Genomic DNA, 15,887 nt, shown 5'->3' with positions numbered 1-15,887 from the left:
ATGGCCCACGCAGATATCAAGCCTGACGAGCTGCGTGGGCCATCCCCGCCCCCAAGCCCCCACCGTGACCAGAAACAAAAGAAGGCGGACCCCCCAAGAGAAAATCAGGAGGGCCCGCCGACCGAAGAACGAGAAGGAAAGATCAGCCCTTGGCCATGGTCAGAGTCTTGATGGTGATCTCCTTCTTCGGATGCCCGTCGCCCTGACCATTGGCGTTGTCACTGCCGGCCTTGGCCACACTCTCGACGATGTCGAGCCCCTTGGTGATCTTCCCCAGGACCGTGTAGTCCGGCGGCAGGTCGGTGTCCTCGTACACGATGAAGTACTGGCTGCCCGTCGAGCTGGGCGCCTGTGTCTTTGCCATTGCGATGGTGCCCTTCGGGTACGCCGGCTTCGCGTTCGTCGGGAGGTTCTCCTCCGCGTAGCGGAAGCTGGGCCCGCCGGAGCCGTCGCTCTCGCGCCAGCCCTTGCCGGTCGCCGTCGGGTCGCCGCACTGCAGCACCTTGATGCCCTCGGTTGTGAGCCGGTGGCACTTGGTGTTGTCCCAGAACTTCTTGCCCGACAGGAACGTGAACGCCTCACCCGTGCACGGCGCCTTGCTCAGGTCCACCGTGGCCGTGATCGCGCCCAGGTTGGTGTCCATGGTCAGGGTCGACGTGCCCGTGTTCGGGGCGTTCGCCGGCGGGGTGCCGACGTCCTTGACCTTGCTGCCCGTGCTGCCGTCCTCCGGGATCCACGAGCAGGCCACGGTGCCGGGCGGTGGGGCGGCCGCGTCGGTCGACTTCTTGTCATCGTCGTTGCCGAGCGCGGCGACGATCCACACCGCGGCGCCCGCGATCACGACGACCGCGAGGGCCGATCCGATGATGGCCTGCCGCTGCCGGCGCTTGCGCGCGGCAGTGGCGCGCTCGGCCATCTCCTTCTCCAGCCGGGCCCGCGCCGCCGCGCGCTGCCGGTCCTTGATCGACGACACGGTGTTCCTCCTGTATGCCTCGGTGCGGTGAGGGGATATGTTGCGACGATTCTGGTCCGGAAAGCTCAGGACTGGCCGGACGCCGAGGGGGCGGCCGAGGGGGCGGTGGCGGCGGGCTCTGCGCTGGGCTCGCCGACGGTGATGCTCTGCACGGTGATCTTGTTCTTCGGGGTGACTTTGTCGCCCGCGCTGTTCGCCACGGTGGCGATCTTGCCGATCTTGGCGACCGTGTCCAGCCCGCCGGTGACCTTTCCGACGATCGGATACTGCGGTTCCGTCTTCGGGGTGAAATCCTTGAAGAAGATCAGGAACTGGCTGCCGTTGGCGCCCGGCGGGTTGCCGATCATCGCCACGGTGCCCTTGGGGTAGAGCGGCTCCTGCAGCTTGGGCGCGGCCGAGGCGCTGGGCGCGGGGGCCGGTGCGGTCGGCGTGTTCTCGTTGTAGACCGTGTACGTCGGACCGCCCTGGCCCGTGCCCTTCGGGTCCCCGCAGTGGATCGCGCCCTCGGCGGTGATCTCGTGGCAGGTGGTGTTGTCGAAGAACTGCTTGCCGGCCAGGTAGCTCAGGCTCGCGCTGGTGCACGGCGCGGCGGCCAGGTCGAGGGTGACGACGATCGGGGCGCCCTGGTCGGTCGTGATGGTCATCGGCCGGGTGCCCGCGGTGGGGATGCCGCTGGTCGGCGGCTCACCGACGTCTTTGAGGTCGGGGTTCGACTCGGCGTTCTGCGGCGTCCACGCGCACACCTCGGAAGCGGTCGGGTCGACCGGGTCGTCGCCGTCGAAGGCGCCGCCGAGCCACGCCACTCCGCCCACGATCAGGACGAGCGCCAGTGCCGCACCGAGCCCGGCCTGGATCTGCCGCCGCCGGCGCTGCCTGCCCGCCCGGCGTGCGAGCTGCCGATCGAGCTTCTCCCGCGCCAGTTTTCGCGCCCGGTCCCTGCTGGAAGCCACCGAGTGCTCCCCTTCCTTAAACTCTTGTCAGTGCGCCACGCCACACGCCCGCAAGAGTGTACGGGTAACCGCTGGGAATGTGGTGTGCGAGGTTCCGTCACGGTGCGTACGGTGTGTCCCGCTAGGCTGGAACGGCGAATCCGACCGCGAGAGAGGGGTGCCCAGTGCTCGTCACCGGCTTTCCGGCCGACGCGTTCGGCACCAACTGTTACGTCGTGGCCGCCGGCCCGGGGGAGCAGTGCCTGGTGGTCGATCCGGGCATCGGTGTGCTCGACCGCCTCGACGAGGTGCTGGCCCAGCACCGGCTGCACCCGGCCGCGGTGCTGCTGACCCACGGCCACCTGGACCACACGTTCTCCGTCGCGCCGGTCTGCGGTGCGCGCGGCATCACGGCGTACGTGCATCCCGCCGACCGGGAGATGCTCGCCGACCCGGCCAAGGGCCTGAGCATGGATCTGACCGCGTTGTTCGGCGGCCGGCTGTCGTACACCGAGCCCGAGGACGTCGCGGAGCTGACCGACGGGGCCACGCTGAGCCTGGCCGGCCTGGAGATCACCGTGGACCATGCGCCCGGCCATACCGGCGGGTCGGTGCTCTTCCGGCTGCCCGGCGCGGGCTCGCAGTGGGAGGCGGACCAGGTCTGCCTCTCCGGTGACGTGCTCTTCGCCGGTTCGATCGGCCGCACCGACCTGCCGGGCGGCAGCACGGAGACGATGATGGTCAGCCTGCGGGACAAGATCCTGCCGCTGGCCGACGACACCGTCGTGCTGCCCGGCCACGGACCGGAAACCACCATCGGCCGCGAGCGCGTGGCGAACCCGTACCTGCGGGAGCTGACCACCGCGCCCGGCCGGGGCCTCTGAGACTTTTCGCTAGGAGAAGCACCATGAGCAAGCCCACGCCCATCTCCGGGTTCCCGGAGTGGCTGCCCGCGCAGCGGATGATCGAGCAGAGTGTCGTCGAGCGGATCCGCGCGACCTTCGAGCTGTACGGGTTCGCGCCGTTGGAGACCCGCGCCGTCGAGCCGCTGGACCAGTTGCTGCGCAAGGGGGAGACCTCCAAGGAGGTGTACGTCCTGCGCCGCCTCCAGGAGGATCCCGGCGCGCCGTCCGACGACTCCCTCGGCCTGCACTTCGACCTGACCGTGCCGTTCGCCCGTTTCGTGCTGGAGAACAGCGGCAAGCTGCAATTCCCGTTCCGCCGCTATCAGATCCAGAAGGTGTGGCGCGGCGAGCGCCCGCAGGAGGGCCGCTACCGGGAGTTCCTGCAGGCCGACATCGACGTGGTCGACCGCGACAACCTGCCGTTCCACTACGACACCGAGATGCCGCTGGTGATCGGGGACGCGTTCGCCTCGTTGCCGATCCCGCCGGCCACGATCCTGGTCAACAACCGCAAGGTGTGCGAGGGCTTCTACCGGGGTCTGGGCCTCGAGGACCCGGATCAGGTGCTGCGCACAGTCGACAAGCTCGACAAGATCGGCCCGGAGAAGGTGGCGGCGCTGCTGGTCGAGACGGCCGGGGCCACCGACGCCCAGGCCAAGGCGTGCCTGGAGCTGGCATCGATCTCGACGGCCGACTCCTCCTTCGTGGACGCGGTACGGGCCCTGGGTGTCGACAACGCGCTGCTGGACGAGGGCCTGGAGGAGCTGGTCCGGGTCGTCGACGCGGGCACCGAGCACGCGCCGGGCCTGATCCGGGCGGAGCTGAAGATCGCCCGCGGCCTCGACTACTACACGGGCACGGTCTACGAGACCCAGCTGCGCGGCTACGAGCGGTTCGGCTCGATCTGCTCCGGCGGCCGCTACGAGAATCTGGCGACCGCGGGCAGCGAGCGCTTCCCGGGCGTCGGCATCTCGATCGGCGTCTCCCGGATGCTGGGGCTGTTGTTCGGCCGCAGCGCGCTGGGCGTCTCACGGTCGGTGCCGACCTGCGTCGTGGTCGCGTTGCCGGCCGAGGAGCTGCGCCCGGCCTGCGACCGGATCGCCCGGGCGCTGCGCAGCCGGGGGATCAGCACCGAGGTGGCGCCGTCGGCGGCCAAGTTCGGCAAGCAGATCCGTTTCGCCGAGCGGCGGGGCATCCCGTACGTGTGGTTCCCCGGCACCGACGGCGCGGCGGACACGATCAAGGACATCCGCTCGGGTGACCAGGTCGAGGCCGACGCGTCCACCTGGCAGCCGCCGGCCGAGGATCTGACCCCGGTGGTCTCCGGAGGCTGAGCCCGTCAGCGTGCGTCCAGGAAGTCCTCGATCGCGGTGCCGATGACGCCCAGCGTCTCGGCGAAGTCCCGCAGGGTCCCGGGCGCGCGCAGGGAGTGGTTGGCGTCCCGGATGGTCAGCACCTGCTTGCCGGTCGAGCGGGCTGTTTCCGGGACCCACCACGGGTCCGCCGTGCCGCCGATGAGCAGCTGCGGCGCCGGGTTGCGGATGATCGCCTCCACCACGGGCGGGATGGTCAGCAACGGGGTCAGCCAGATCGCCGGGAGCTCCAGGTCGGCGGCCAGGATCGCGGCGTGGGTGCCCAGCGACTTCGCGATCAGCACCGGCCGGGCGTCGGGGTCGCGCTGGACCAGCCGGTGCAGTGCCGCGGCGACGCAGGCGCGCACGAACGGCTCCGGCCCGACCTCCATCAGCCCTTCGGGCATCGTCCAGGTGACCTGCTCGATGAGGTCCTGCCGGTCGGTCAGCGCCTCCCAGCCGAGGTCCAGCAGGGTGGTCTGGACGACGCCGATGCCGCCGGGCACCAGGATTCCGCTGAGCACGGCGCCAGCCTAGCGCCGGAGATCCTATGTGGCCTGTGAGGTCACGTTAACTTATTCGACATGTGTCAATACGTTGCGTGAAATGAGCTGTTCCTAGCTTTCGGGGCACCACCCCCCGCGGGCGAAGGGACAAGTCCCCATGTCATCTACGAAGTGGACCAAGACTCTCTCCATCCTTTTCCTCTCCACGACTCTGGTGGTGGCCGGCTGTGCCGATGATCCGTCGGCGAGCGGCAGCTCCTCCGGCGACACCATCAAGGTCGGCATCCTGCACTCCCTCAGCGGCACGATGGCCATCAGCGAGGTGACGGTCCGCGACTCCGAGCTGCTGGCCATCGAGGAGGTCAACGCGGCCGGCGGCGTCCTCGGCAAGAAGCTCGAACCGGTCGTCGAGGACGGCGCCTCGGACTGGCCGACGTTCGCCGAGAAGGCCCAGAAGCTGATCAACGAGGACAAGGTCGCCACCACTTTCGGGGGCTGGACCTCGGCCAGCCGCAAGGCGATGCTGCCGGTCTTCGAACGCAACAAGGCCCTGCTCTGGTATCCGGTGCAGTACGAGGGACTGGAGAGCTCGCCGTACATCTTCTACACCGGCGCGACCACCAACCAGCAGATCGTGCCCGCCCTGGACTACCTCAAGCAGCAGGGCAAGAAGTCGGTCTTCCTGGTCGGCAGCGACTACGTCTTCCCGCGCACGGCCAACAAGATCATCAAGGCGTACGCGGCGGCCAACGGCATGACGGTGACCGGCGAGGAGTACACCCCGCTGGGCAACACCGAGTACTCGACCATCGTCAACAAGCTCGGCCAGGCCAAGCCCGACGTCGTCTTCAACACCCTCAACGGCGACAGCAACGTCGCGTTCTTCAAGCAGTTGCGCAGCGCCGGATTCACCGACAAGACCATGCCGACGGTGAGTGTCAGCGTCGCCGAGGAGGAGGTCGGCGGCATCGGCCCGGCCAACATCGCCGGTCACCTGGTGGCGTGGAACTACTACCAGACCACCGAGGGCGCCACCAACACCGAGTTCGTCAAGAACTACAAGGCGAAGTACGGCGCGACCAAGGTGACCTCCGACCCGATGGAGGCCGGCTACAACGCGGTCAAGCTGTGGGCCGCGGCAGCCGCCAAGGCGGGCAGCACCGACGTCGAGGCGGTCAAGAAGGCGGCCGGCGGGATCTCCCTGGATCTGCCCGAGGGCAAGGTGACCATCGACGGCGAGACCCAGCACGTCTACAAGACCGCCCGGATCGGCCTGATCCAGCCCGACGGTCAGATCAAGGAGGTGTGGAACTCCGGCGAGCCCGTGAAGCCGGATCCCTACCTCAAGGGCTACCCGTGGGCCGCCGGACTGGCGTCCTGAGCGAGCCATGGGAACCCTGAACCAGTTGGTCATCGGGGCGAGCATCGGCGCGGTGCTGCTGCTCGCCTCGCTGGGGCTGACCTTCACCTTCGGCCAGATGGGCGTCATCAACATGGCGCACGGCGAGTTCATCATGGCCGGCGCGTACACCGCGTACGTCCTGCAGCCGCTGGCCGGCGAGCAGGCCGTGCTGGTGGCGCTGCCCGTCGCCTTCGCCGTGGGCGGGGTGCTCGGGCTGATCCTGGAACGGCTGTTCATCCGGCGCTTCTACGGCCGCCCGCTGGACACGCTGCTGCTCACCTGGGGCATCAGCCTGATCCTGCAGCAGGTCGCCCGGGACGTCTTCGGGGCGCCCAATGTTCAGGTCACCGCGCCGGGCTGGCTCACCGGCGGGATCGACGTGGGCGTACGGATCCCGTACAACCGGGTCTTCATCCTGGTGCTGGCGATCGGCTGCGTGGTGGCGATCTCGCTGTACCTGAGCAAGCTGCGGCAGGGCCGGCGGATGCGGGCCGTGATGCAGAACAGGCAGCTGGCCGCGGTCAGCGGGGTCGCGACCGGGCGGGTCGACCAGGCCACCTTCTTCATCGGGTCCGGGCTGGCCGGCGTGGCCGGGGTCGCGCTGACCCTGATCGGCCCGGTCGGCCCGACGCTGGGCAGCGGGTACATCGTGGACGCGTTCCTGGTCGTGGTGGCCGGTGGGCTGGGTCAGCTGCGCGGTGCGGTGATCGCCGCGTTCGCACTGGGCGTGCTCAACAGCTTCGTCGAGTTCTGGACGGCCAACGGGGCCAGCTTCGCCAAGGTGGTGGTGTTCGCCGTGATCATCGCGTTCCTGCAGGTCCGGCCCCAGGGCATGTTCGTCCTGCGATCGAGGGCGCTGACATGAGAAACAGGATCGCCTTCGGCGTCGTCGCCGTACTGCTGCTGGCCGCGCCGCTGGTGTTCACCCCGTTCCGGCTGGACCTGCTGGCCAAGTACCTCTGCTATGCGATCGTCGCGCTCGGCATCGCGCTGGCCTGGGGCCGCGGCGGCATGCTGACGCTGGGCCAGGGGGTGTTCTTCGGGCTCGGCGGATACGCGATGGGCATGCACCTCAAGCTCGTCGAGGCCGGGCCGGGGCAGCTGCCCGACTTCATGTCGTGGAGCGGCGTCGAGCAGTTGCCGCTGCTGTGGAAGCCGTTCGCCGACCCCGTCTTCGCGCTCACGATGGTGGTCGTGCTGCCGGTGACGGTGGCGGTGCTGCTGGGGCTGCTGGTCTTCCGGCAACGGGTGCGGGGCGCGTACTTCGCGGTGCTGTCGCAGGCCCTGGCGGCGGCGTTCGTCATCCTGCTCGTAGGCCAGCAGGGCCTGACCGGTGGCACCAACGGCCTGACCAATTTCCAGCGATTCTTCGGCCTGGACCTCTATGACGACGGCGACCGCCGGATCCTGTACTTCGCCATCGTGGTCGTGCTGGGACTGTCCTATCTGGTCGTGCGGCAGCTGGCCCGCAGCCGCTACGGGCAGCTGCTGGTGGCGATCCGCGACGGCGAGGACCGGGTGCGGTTCCTCGGCTACGACCCGGCCCTGGTCAAGACCTTCGCCTTCGCGGTCTCGGCCGGGCTGGCCGGCATCGCCGGTGCGCTCTTCGTCCCGGTGGTCGGCCTGCTCACGCCGGCCAATCTCGGCGTGGTCGCGTCGCTGGAGCTGCTCATAGGGGTGGCGATCGGCGGGCGGTACTCGCTGGCCGGTGCGGTCGGCGGCGCGCTGCTGTTCCACTACGGCAAGACCATCTTCAGCGAGCAGTGGCCGGACAGCTGGCTCTACGTGCAGGGCGCGCTCTTCGTGGCGGTCATGCTCTGGGCTCCCCGCGGCCTGGCCGGCCTGGCCGGCCGGCTGCGCGACGTGATCGCGGCCCGGCGCCGGCCGGCGGCGCCGGCCCCGCCGGTTCTCGAGGAGGTACGGGCATGAGCAAGCTCCTGGAGGTACGCGGCCTGAACGTCGTCTTCTCCGGCTTCCCCGCGATCACCGACCTGGACTTCTCCCTCGACGCCGGCGAGCTGCGGTTCCTCATCGGGCCCAACGGCGCCGGCAAGACCACCCTGATCGACGTCATCACCGGGCTGACCCGGCCGGCGACCGGCTCGGTCAGCTTCGCCGGGCAGGAGCTGGTGGGCCGCCGCGAGTATGAGGTCGTGCGCGCGGGCGTCGGCCGTACCTTCCAGACGTCCGTGGTGTTCGAGGAGCTGAGTGTCGTCGACAACCTGGACCTGGCGGCGGGTTTCCGGCGCCGGCTGCCGGCCCTGCTGCGCCGCCGGCACGGCGTTTCCGACGACGTCGCCTCGGCGCTGGACACCATCGGGCTGGGCGCGCTGGCCGACCGCCCGGCCGGGGTGCTCTCGCACGGTCAGCGGCAGTGGCTCGAGATCGGCATGCTGGTGGTGCAGCGGCCCCGGCTGCTGCTGCTCGACGAGCCGGTCGCGGGCATGAGCCGCACCGAGCGCGAGCGTACGGGCGAGCTGCTGCAGTCGGTGGCCCGCGACCACACGGTCCTGGTGGTCGAGCACGACATGGATTTTCTGCGCCGCTTCGCCAGCACGGTGACGGTGCTGCACGAGGGCCGGCTGCTGTGCGAGGGCACGGTCGCCGAGGTGCAGGCCGATCCGCGCGTGCAGGAGGTCTATCTCGGACGGTCCCGTGACGAGCTCGACAAGGAGGTGGCCTGACGTGCTGGAGGTCGAGGACCTGCAGGTGTCGTACGGCCGGGCGCAGGTGCTCTTCGGGGTCTCGCTGACCGCGCCGGCCGGTTCGCTGGTGTGCTTGATGGGCCGCAACGGTGTCGGCAAGACCACCCTGCTGAAGGCGATCATGGGGGTGCTGCCGGCCCGCTCGGGCGCGGTGCGTTTCGACGGCCGGGAGCTGAGCAGGCTCAAGGTGCACGAGCGGGTCCGGCTCGGGCTCGGCTACGTGCCCCAGGGCCACGAGACGTTCCCGCAGCTGACCGTCGCGGAGAACCTCCAGGTGGCGCGGGAGACCGCGGGCAACCGCCGGGCCGGGGTGGTCGACGAGGCGTTCGACCTGTTCCCGGCGCTGCGCGGCCTGCTCAAGCGGCGGGCCGGTTTCCTCTCCGGCGGGCAGCAGCAGCAGCTCGCGATCGCCCGGGCGCTGGTCACCGAGCCGCGGATGCTGCTGCTGGACGAGCCGACCGAGGGCATCCAGCCGTCGATCGTGCGCGAGATCGAGGAGGCGATCCGGCAGCTGCACGCGGCCGGGCTGACGATCCTGCTGGTCGAGCAGTATCTGGAGCTGGCCCTGCGGCTGGCCGACCGCTTCGTGATCCTGGACGCGGGTGAGGTGGTGCGGGCGGGTCCGGCCGGCGAGCTCGGCGGCGAGTCGGTGCGCCGGCTGCTGGCGGTCTGATCAGGAGCGGGGCGCCTCGAAGATCATGCAGCTGGAGGTGGCGTGGGCGACGAGGCGTCCCGCGGTGTCGGTCAGCCGGGCCTCGGTGAGCGCGGTCCGGCGGCCCTTCTGCAGCACACTGCCCTTGCAGGCGAGCCGCCCCGAGTCCACGGTCACCGTCCGCAGGAACTTCACGGTGAGGTCCAGCGAGGTGTAGCCGACGCCGGCCGGCAGCGTCGAGTGCAGTGAGCAGGCGGCCGCGCTGTCCAGCAGCGTGGAGATCACGCCGCCGTGCACCGAGCCCAGCGGGTTGTAGTGGAACTCCCGCGGGTCGATGAAGAAGGTGACGCTGCCTTCCTCGACCTGCATCCCGGCGATGTCGATCAAGTTCATGATCGGCGGGGGAGGCAGCTCGCCCGCCTCCATCCGGCGCAGCAGGGTCAGACCGTCGGTGGTGGCCAGCAGTGAGGCGTGCGCCGCCGGATCGGTCCAGGAATACGTACGCGTGCGGGTCTGATCCTGGGTCTGCGTCATGGACGCAGACTGGCACCCGCTTGCTGTGTCTGTCAAACAGACCTAGCCTCGGTGTCATGAATCCCACCCTCGACCGCCCGTCCGCCCTCGACTGGTCCGTCGACGCCTGCACGATCGGCCGCGCGATGGGCGTCCTCGGCGAGAAGTGGACGATCGTGGTGCTGCGGGAGGTCTTCACCGGCGTCCGCCGCTTCGCCGACATGCGCGAGCGCACCGGCATCCCGCGCCAGGTCCTCACCAACCGGCTCGCCTCCCTGGTCGAGCACGGCCTGCTGCGCCGCGAGCCGTACCAGGAGCCCGGTGCGCGGGTCCGCCACGAGTACCGGCTCACCGCCAAAGGGCTCGACCTCTACCCGGTGCTCACCGCGGTGATGGAGTGGGGGGACCGCTACCTGGCCGATCCCGGCGGCCCGCCGCTGGAGATGGCCCACCGCGACTGCGGCGCGCGGATCCACACCGAGCTGCACTGCGCGCACGGCCACCGGATCGCCGACCCCCGCGAGGTCGCGCCCCGCCCCGGGCCGGGGGCCAAGCGCCGCGGCTAAGCTCCCTGGCCGTGGCACCGGCACAGGCATCAGCAGGGGAGACATCCGCGTGGGCCCCGCTGCGGGACAAGATCTTCCGCGGCTTGTGGATCGGCGTGCTGGCCAGCAACGTCGGCACCTGGATGCAGACCGTCGGGGCCCAGTGGCACCTGGTGCACGAGCCGGACGCGGCCACCTACGTCAGCCTGGTGCAGACCGCGACGATGCTGCCCGTCCTGCTGCTCGCACTGCCGTCGGGCACGCTGGCCGACACCTTCGATCGCCGGCGGCTGCTGCTCGCCGTACAGGTGGGGTTGTTCGTCGTGGCCGGGACGCTGACCGTCCTGACCGTGCTCGACCGGATGCCGCCCCCGCTGCTGTTGATCTTCACGTTCCTGCTCGGCGCCGGCCAGGCGCTGACCCTGCCGACCTGGCAGGCGATCATCCCCGAGGTGGTCCCGCGCGACGAGCTCGCCTCGGCGTCCGCGCTCGGCGCGGTCAACACCAACCTGGCCCGCTCGGTCGGGCCGGCCGTGGCCGGGCTGCTGGTCGCGCACGTGGGTGTGGCCGCGGTGTTCGGCCTGAACGCGCTGTCGTTCGTCATCTTCGCCGTGGCGCTGCTGCGCTGGCGCCGGCCGCCGGAGAGCGGGACCGCGCACGCCGAGCGGTTCGGTCCGGCGCTGCGGGCCGGCGGCCGGTACGTGCGCTACTCGCCGGTGGTCCGCCGGATCCTGCTGCGCGTGGTGCTGTTCGTCCTGCCCGGCAGCATCGTCTGGGGCCTGCTGCCGCTGGTCGCCGAGCAGGAGCTGGCCCTGGGCCCCAGCGGGTACGGCATCCTGCTCGCCGCCCTGGGCGTCGGCGCGGTCCTGGGTGCCCTGCTGATGCCCCGGGTCCGTGAGCACGTCCCGGCCAACCGGCTGCTCGTGCTCTCCGGCACGGTCTACGGCCTCGCGCTGCTCGTGGTGGCCACGGTGGCCAGTGTCCTGGTCGTGGTGCCGGTGCTGCTCGCCGCCGGGCTGGCCTGGATGATCCAGGTGTCGCGGATGAACGCGAGCCTGCAGCTGTTCCTGCCGAACTGGGTCCGCGCCCGTGGCTTCGCGGTCTACCAGGTGGTCTTCGCCGGCGGCCAGGCCGCCGGCGCGCTGCTGTGGGGCCAGGTGACCGAGGCGTTCGGCCTGGGCGCCGCTTTCCTCGCCGCGGCCACGCTGATGCTGGTCGGCACCGTGACCGTGCGCTGGCTGCCGCTGCACCACCAGGAGGGTGACCGCAGCCCGGCGGTCTACTGGGCCGAGCCGCACCTGATGCTGGAGCCGCACCTGGACGAGGGGCCGGTGCTGGTCACCTCGACGTTCCGGGTCCGGCCGGCCAACCGGGCCGCCTTCGTCGCCGCGATGCAGGCCGTACGGCGCTCCCGGCAGCGCACCGGGGCCACCCGGTGGGGACTGTTCCGCCCGGGCGAGGCGGCGGAAGAGTTCGTCGAGGTCTACCTGGTGCCCACGTGGGACGAACATCTGCGCCAGCACGAGGGCCGCCTCACCGGCAGCGACGAGCAGGAGGAGCAAAAGGCGTGGGCGCTGGCCGAGGGGCCGCCCGTGGTCTCGCACCTGCTGCCCGCCGACTCGGCGGATTAGCCCGATGTTTCGGGATTGTTCCGATTAGCCTCAGGGCAGGCCGCCGGTTCGAGGGGTGCGGCCCTTCAGGAGGCACGGCGTGGCACTCGTCGATCGTTCCGGTCATTCCCGGCTGCTCGTCATCGGTGGCGCGGAACGCTACGGTCCGGGCGGCACCGAGATCCTGCGCCGCTTCGTCGGCCTGGCCGGTGGTCCCGCCGCCGAGCTGATCGTCATCGCCACCGCCAGCGCGGAGCCCGCCGTCCTGGAGGCCGAGTACGCCGCGCTGTTCACCAGCCTCGGCGCGGGCCGGGTCCGGGCCCTGCGCCTGGACAACCGGGCCCAGGCCAACGAGCCCGCCGTGGTCAAGGCGCTGGCCACCGCCACCGGCGTCTTCTTCACCGGCGGCGACCAGCTGCGGATCACCACCGTCCTCGGCGGCACGCTGGCCGACTCGGCGCTGCAGCGGCTGGTGCAGACCGGCACGATCGTGCTCGGCGGCACCAGCGCCGGCGCCGCGATGATGTCCGGCACCATGATCCTCGGCGGCGACAGCCCGGGGGTCACCCGGGCCAGTGTGCGCACCGGACCGGGGCTGGAGTTCCTGCCCGGCGTGCTGATCGACATGCACTTCGCCGAGCGCGGCCGGCTCAACCGGCTGCTCAGCGCCGTCGCCCTCTATCCGCACGAGCTCGGCCTGGGCATCGACGAGGACACCGCGATCCTGGCCGAGGGCGACAGCTTCGAGGTGCTGGGCACCGGCGCGGTCACGATCGTCGACGCGGGCGCCGCCGCGGACATCCGGGTGCCGGCCGACGGGCCCATCGCGCTCACCGGGGCGCGGGTGCATGTGCTGCCTGCCGGGTGCAGGTTCGAACTGTCCGGCCGACGCCCCTCGATCGTCGACGGGTCCGCCGGGGAACGGGAACTGGCCGCATGAAGATCCTCAGCATCCGCCGGCTACGCGGACCCAACGTCCACCTGTCCCGGCCCGCGATCGTGGCCCGGCTGTGCCTCGACGAGCTCACCGGCCGCGAGACCAGCGACGTCGCCGGGTTCACCGAACGGATCCTGCGCGCCCTGCCGGGCCTGGCCGAGCACCACTGTGCGGCCGGCTCGCCCGGCGGCTTCGTCAGCCGGATGCGCGGCGGCACCTACTTCGGCCACGTCACCGAGCACGTCAGCATCGAGCTGTCCCAGCGGATCGGGCGCGACGTCAGCTTCGGCCGGACCGTCTCGGCCGGCGAGCCGGGCCACTACGACCTGATCATCGAGTGCCCGGTGGACGAGTCGCCGGACTCCACGCTGCCGGGCGAGCTGCTGGAGACGGCGGCGGAGCTGGTCGCCTCGGTCGCGGCCGGCGAGTCCGTGCCCGCCGCCGACCTGACCGAACGCCTCACCGCCCTGGCCGCGCTGGCCGAGCAGGAGGCCACCGGGCCGAGCACCAGGTCGATCATCGCCGCGGCCCGGCGCCGGGGCATCCCGGTCGAGCGGTACGCCGACCTCAGCCTGCTGCGCCTGGGCTGGGGCACCCGCCGGCGCCTCGCCTGGGCCGCGATGACCGACCGGACCAGCGGCGTGGGCGTCGACATCGCGGCCGACAAGCAGGTCACCCGGCGGTTGCTCGAGGACGCCGGGGTGCCGGTCGCGCCGGGTGGGGCCGCCCGTACCGTCGCCGAGGCGGTGCGCCTGCTGGATGTGCTGGGAGCGCCGGTCGTGGTCAAGCCGCGGCAGGGCCGCCAGGGCGAGCACGTGGTGCTGAACCTGCGCACGCCCGAGGAGGTCGAACGGGCGTACACGGCCGCGGGCGGCGACGTGGTGGTCGAACGGCAGTTCGCCGGCCGGGACTACCGCGTCCTGGTCGTCGCGGGTGAGGTGGTGGCCGCCGCCGAGCGGGTCGCGGCGCACGTGGTCGGCGACGGCGAGAGCACTGTGGCCGACCTGGTCGCGCTGACCAACGCGGACCCGCGGCGCGGGGTCGGGCACGCCCGGGTGCTGACCCGCATCGAGCTGGACGCCAACGCGCTGGCCGCGCTGGACCGGCAGGGGTGCACGCCCGGCACCGTGCCCGCGGCCGGGCGCCAGGTGTGGCTGCGCGACAATGCCAACCTGTCCACCGGTGGCACCGGCAGCGACGTCACCGACCGGGTGCACCCCGACGTGGCCCGGCTCTGCCTGCGCGTCGCCGCCCTGGTCGGGCTGGACATCGCCGGCATCGACCTGCGGCTGGCCGACATCGCCGCGCCGCTGCCGCCGACCGGTGACCTCGACGAGCTGGGCGCCGGCGTGATCGAGGTCAACGCCGTACCCGGGCTGCGCATGCATCTGGCGCCCGTGCGCGGGCGCTCCCGCGACGTCGGGGACGCGATCGTGCGGGCGATGTTCCCCGGAGGTTCCGACGGGCGGATCCCGACCGTGGCCGTGACCGGCACCAACGGCAAGACGACCGTGACCCGGCTGGTCGCGCACCTGCTGGCCGGCACCGGTCTGCGGGTGGGCGTGGCCACCAGCGACGGGGTCGCGATCGACGGCCGGGTGGTGCACGTCGGTGACGCCACCGGGCCGCGCTCGGCGCAGATGGTGCTCGGCGACCCCGGGGTCCAGGCGGCCGTCCTGGAGACCGCCCGGGGCGGCACGCTGCGCCGGGGGCTGGGGTACGACCGGACCGACGTCGGCGTGCTGACCAACATCACCGCCGACCACCTGGGCCAGGACGGGCTCGAGTCGATCGAGGACCTGGCCCACGTCAAGGCCCTGATCGCCGAGCGGGTCCGGGACGGCGGCACCCTGGTGCTCAACGCCGACGACCCGTGGATCCGCAGCATCGCCGAGCGGCCCCGGGTCCGCGCCGACCGCAAACGTGTCGTCTGGTTCGGCACCGACAGCCGGCAGCCGGTGCTGGCCGAGCACCTGGGCCGGGGCGGCACGGCGTACGTGCTCCAGGACGGCTGGCTGGTCCAGGCCACCGGCGGCCGGCGCACCCCGTTGCTGCGTGTCGCGGACGTGCCCGGCTCGTTCGGGGGAGCGGCGTCGTACGCGGCCGTCAACGCCCTCGCCGCGGCGGCTGCCGCCCGGGCACTCGGCGCCCCGCCGGACGTGGTGGCCGAGCGGCTGACCGCCTTCGAGCCGCGGGTGGACAACCCGGGCCGGGCCACGCTGCTGCGCCTCGGCGACGTGACCCTGTTCGTGGACTACGCGCACAACCCGGCGGCGATCGCGACCGTGCTGCGGACGCTGCACCGGCTCTGGGGTCCGCAGCGGTGCCTGGCCACGGTCACGCTGCCCGGCGACCGCCGCGACGACCTGCTGGCCGCCTCGGCCCAGGTGCTCGCGGACGGGGTCACCCGGGCTGTGCTGCACGACGACGAGGACCTGCGGGGCCGGGCTCCGGGGGAGGTCTCCGCACTGGTGGAACGCGAGATGCGCGGGCGCCGGCCGCTGATCGAGGTCGTCCGGACCCCGGGCTTCCGGGAGGCGGTCGACGCGGCGTTGCGGCTGGCCGTCCCGGGTGACGTGATCCTCGTGCTCTACGAGAAGCTCGGGCCGCTGCTGGACCACCTCGAGGGGCTGGGCGCCGTACCCGCCGACTCCGCCGTGGTGCACGCCGAACGGCTGTCCGCGCACCCGGCCCGTACGGTCGCGCGCTCGCCCCGGGCGGCCGTTTCCCCGTAGTGGTTCCCTGGATCGGGTGATTTGTCAGCAACGCTGGTGGCTTGCGGCAACAAAGAATGATCGGCGCCGGGAAATCACCCGATCGGGCGGGGTTGCCCAGGTCATTGCCCTCTGGCAACCATC

At 71.5% G+C, this 15,887-nt stretch carries 15 protein-coding genes; 11 read left to right on the top strand and 4 right to left on the bottom strand.

The window, feature by feature from the left end; all coding sequences use genetic code 11:
• Positions 1-142: 142 nt before the first annotated feature.
• Both ACWEOZ_RS14215 and ACWEOZ_RS14210 read right to left on the bottom strand, forming a co-directional pair.
• Positions 143-973 carry a peptidylprolyl isomerase gene (locus ACWEOZ_RS14215; RefSeq protein WP_451911129.1) on the bottom strand — a complete coding sequence of 277 codons (831 nt, stop codon included), beginning with the start codon at positions 971-973 and terminating at the stop codon, positions 143-145.
• A 65-nt stretch (positions 974-1,038) separates the two neighbouring features.
• On the bottom strand, positions 1,039-1,923 hold the full coding sequence (locus ACWEOZ_RS14210) for a peptidylprolyl isomerase (RefSeq protein WP_451911128.1): 885 nt from the start codon (positions 1,921-1,923) through the stop codon (positions 1,039-1,041).
• 164 nt (positions 1,924-2,087) lie between these two features.
• On the opposite strand from ACWEOZ_RS14210, the gene ACWEOZ_RS14205 reads away from it, so the two are divergent.
• Entirely contained in the window at positions 2,088-2,786 is a 699-nt protein-coding gene (locus tag ACWEOZ_RS14205; RefSeq protein ID WP_451911127.1) for an MBL fold metallo-hydrolase, read from the top strand.
• Positions 2,787-2,809: 23 nt separating this feature from the next.
• A complete protein-coding gene (hisS, locus tag ACWEOZ_RS14200; RefSeq protein ID WP_451911126.1) occupies positions 2,810-4,141 on the top strand; it encodes a histidine--tRNA ligase in 1,332 nt (443 codons plus the stop codon).
• Between the two features lie 5 nt (positions 4,142-4,146).
• Here the strand turns inward: hisS and ACWEOZ_RS14195 are convergent, their stop codons facing one another.
• Positions 4,147-4,683, bottom strand: coding sequence for an alpha/beta hydrolase (locus ACWEOZ_RS14195; protein ID WP_451911125.1), 537 nt, complete (start codon positions 4,681-4,683; stop codon positions 4,147-4,149).
• 139 nt (positions 4,684-4,822) lie between these two features.
• Here ACWEOZ_RS14195 and urtA point away from each other — a divergent pair, with 139 nt between their 5' ends.
• Genes urtA through urtE form a run of 5 tightly spaced genes read left to right on the top strand, consistent with a single transcriptional unit; the run spans position 4,823 to position 9,445 of the window.
• A complete protein-coding gene (gene urtA, locus ACWEOZ_RS14190) occupies positions 4,823-6,046 on the top strand; it encodes an urea ABC transporter substrate-binding protein (RefSeq protein WP_451911124.1) in 1,224 nt (407 codons plus the stop codon).
• Between the two features lie 7 nt (positions 6,047-6,053).
• Positions 6,054-6,932, top strand: coding sequence for an urea ABC transporter permease subunit UrtB (urtB, locus tag ACWEOZ_RS14185; protein ID WP_451911123.1), 879 nt, complete (start codon positions 6,054-6,056; stop codon positions 6,930-6,932).
• On the top strand, positions 6,929-7,996 hold the full coding sequence (gene urtC, locus ACWEOZ_RS14180; RefSeq protein WP_451911122.1) for an urea ABC transporter permease subunit UrtC: 1,068 nt from the start codon (positions 6,929-6,931) through the stop codon (positions 7,994-7,996). Before urtB ends, urtC begins: the two co-directional genes overlap by 4 nt.
• A complete protein-coding gene (gene urtD, locus ACWEOZ_RS14175; protein ID WP_451911121.1) occupies positions 7,993-8,751 on the top strand; it encodes an urea ABC transporter ATP-binding protein UrtD in 759 nt (252 codons plus the stop codon). The genes urtC and urtD overlap by 4 nt, the downstream gene beginning before the upstream one ends.
• Before the next feature lies 1 nt (position 8,752).
• Positions 8,753-9,445 carry an urea ABC transporter ATP-binding subunit UrtE gene (gene urtE / locus ACWEOZ_RS14170; protein ID WP_451911120.1) on the top strand — a complete coding sequence of 231 codons (693 nt, stop codon included), beginning with the start codon at positions 8,753-8,755 and terminating at the stop codon, positions 9,443-9,445.
• Here the strand turns inward: urtE and ACWEOZ_RS14165 are convergent, their stop codons facing one another.
• The gene (locus tag ACWEOZ_RS14165; RefSeq protein ID WP_451911119.1) at positions 9,446-9,958 is read right to left on the bottom strand and encodes a PaaI family thioesterase; all 513 of its coding nucleotides are present in this window, start codon (positions 9,956-9,958) and stop codon (positions 9,446-9,448) included.
• A 56-nt stretch (positions 9,959-10,014) separates the two neighbouring features.
• Between ACWEOZ_RS14165 and ACWEOZ_RS14160 the strand changes: the two genes are divergently transcribed.
• From ACWEOZ_RS14160 to cphA, 4 genes are all read left to right on the top strand, one after another.
• On the top strand, positions 10,015-10,503 hold the full coding sequence (locus tag ACWEOZ_RS14160; RefSeq protein ID WP_451911118.1) for a winged helix-turn-helix transcriptional regulator: 489 nt from the start codon (positions 10,015-10,017) through the stop codon (positions 10,501-10,503).
• A gap of 11 nt (positions 10,504-10,514) precedes the next feature.
• Positions 10,515-12,113 carry an MFS transporter gene (locus ACWEOZ_RS14155; RefSeq protein ID WP_451911117.1) on the top strand — a complete coding sequence of 533 codons (1,599 nt, stop codon included), beginning with the start codon at positions 10,515-10,517 and terminating at the stop codon, positions 12,111-12,113.
• A 79-nt stretch (positions 12,114-12,192) separates the two neighbouring features.
• On the top strand, positions 12,193-13,032 hold the full coding sequence (locus tag ACWEOZ_RS14150; RefSeq protein ID WP_451911116.1) for a cyanophycinase: 840 nt from the start codon (positions 12,193-12,195) through the stop codon (positions 13,030-13,032).
• A complete protein-coding gene (gene cphA / locus ACWEOZ_RS14145) occupies positions 13,029-15,764 on the top strand; it encodes a cyanophycin synthetase (RefSeq protein WP_451911115.1) in 2,736 nt (911 codons plus the stop codon). Before ACWEOZ_RS14150 ends, cphA begins: the two co-directional genes overlap by 4 nt.
• Positions 15,765-15,887: the final 123 nt, after the last annotated feature.

The organism is Actinoplanes sp. NPDC004185 (assembly GCF_053603475.1).
This window is presented reverse-complemented; position numbering and strand designations above follow the sequence as displayed.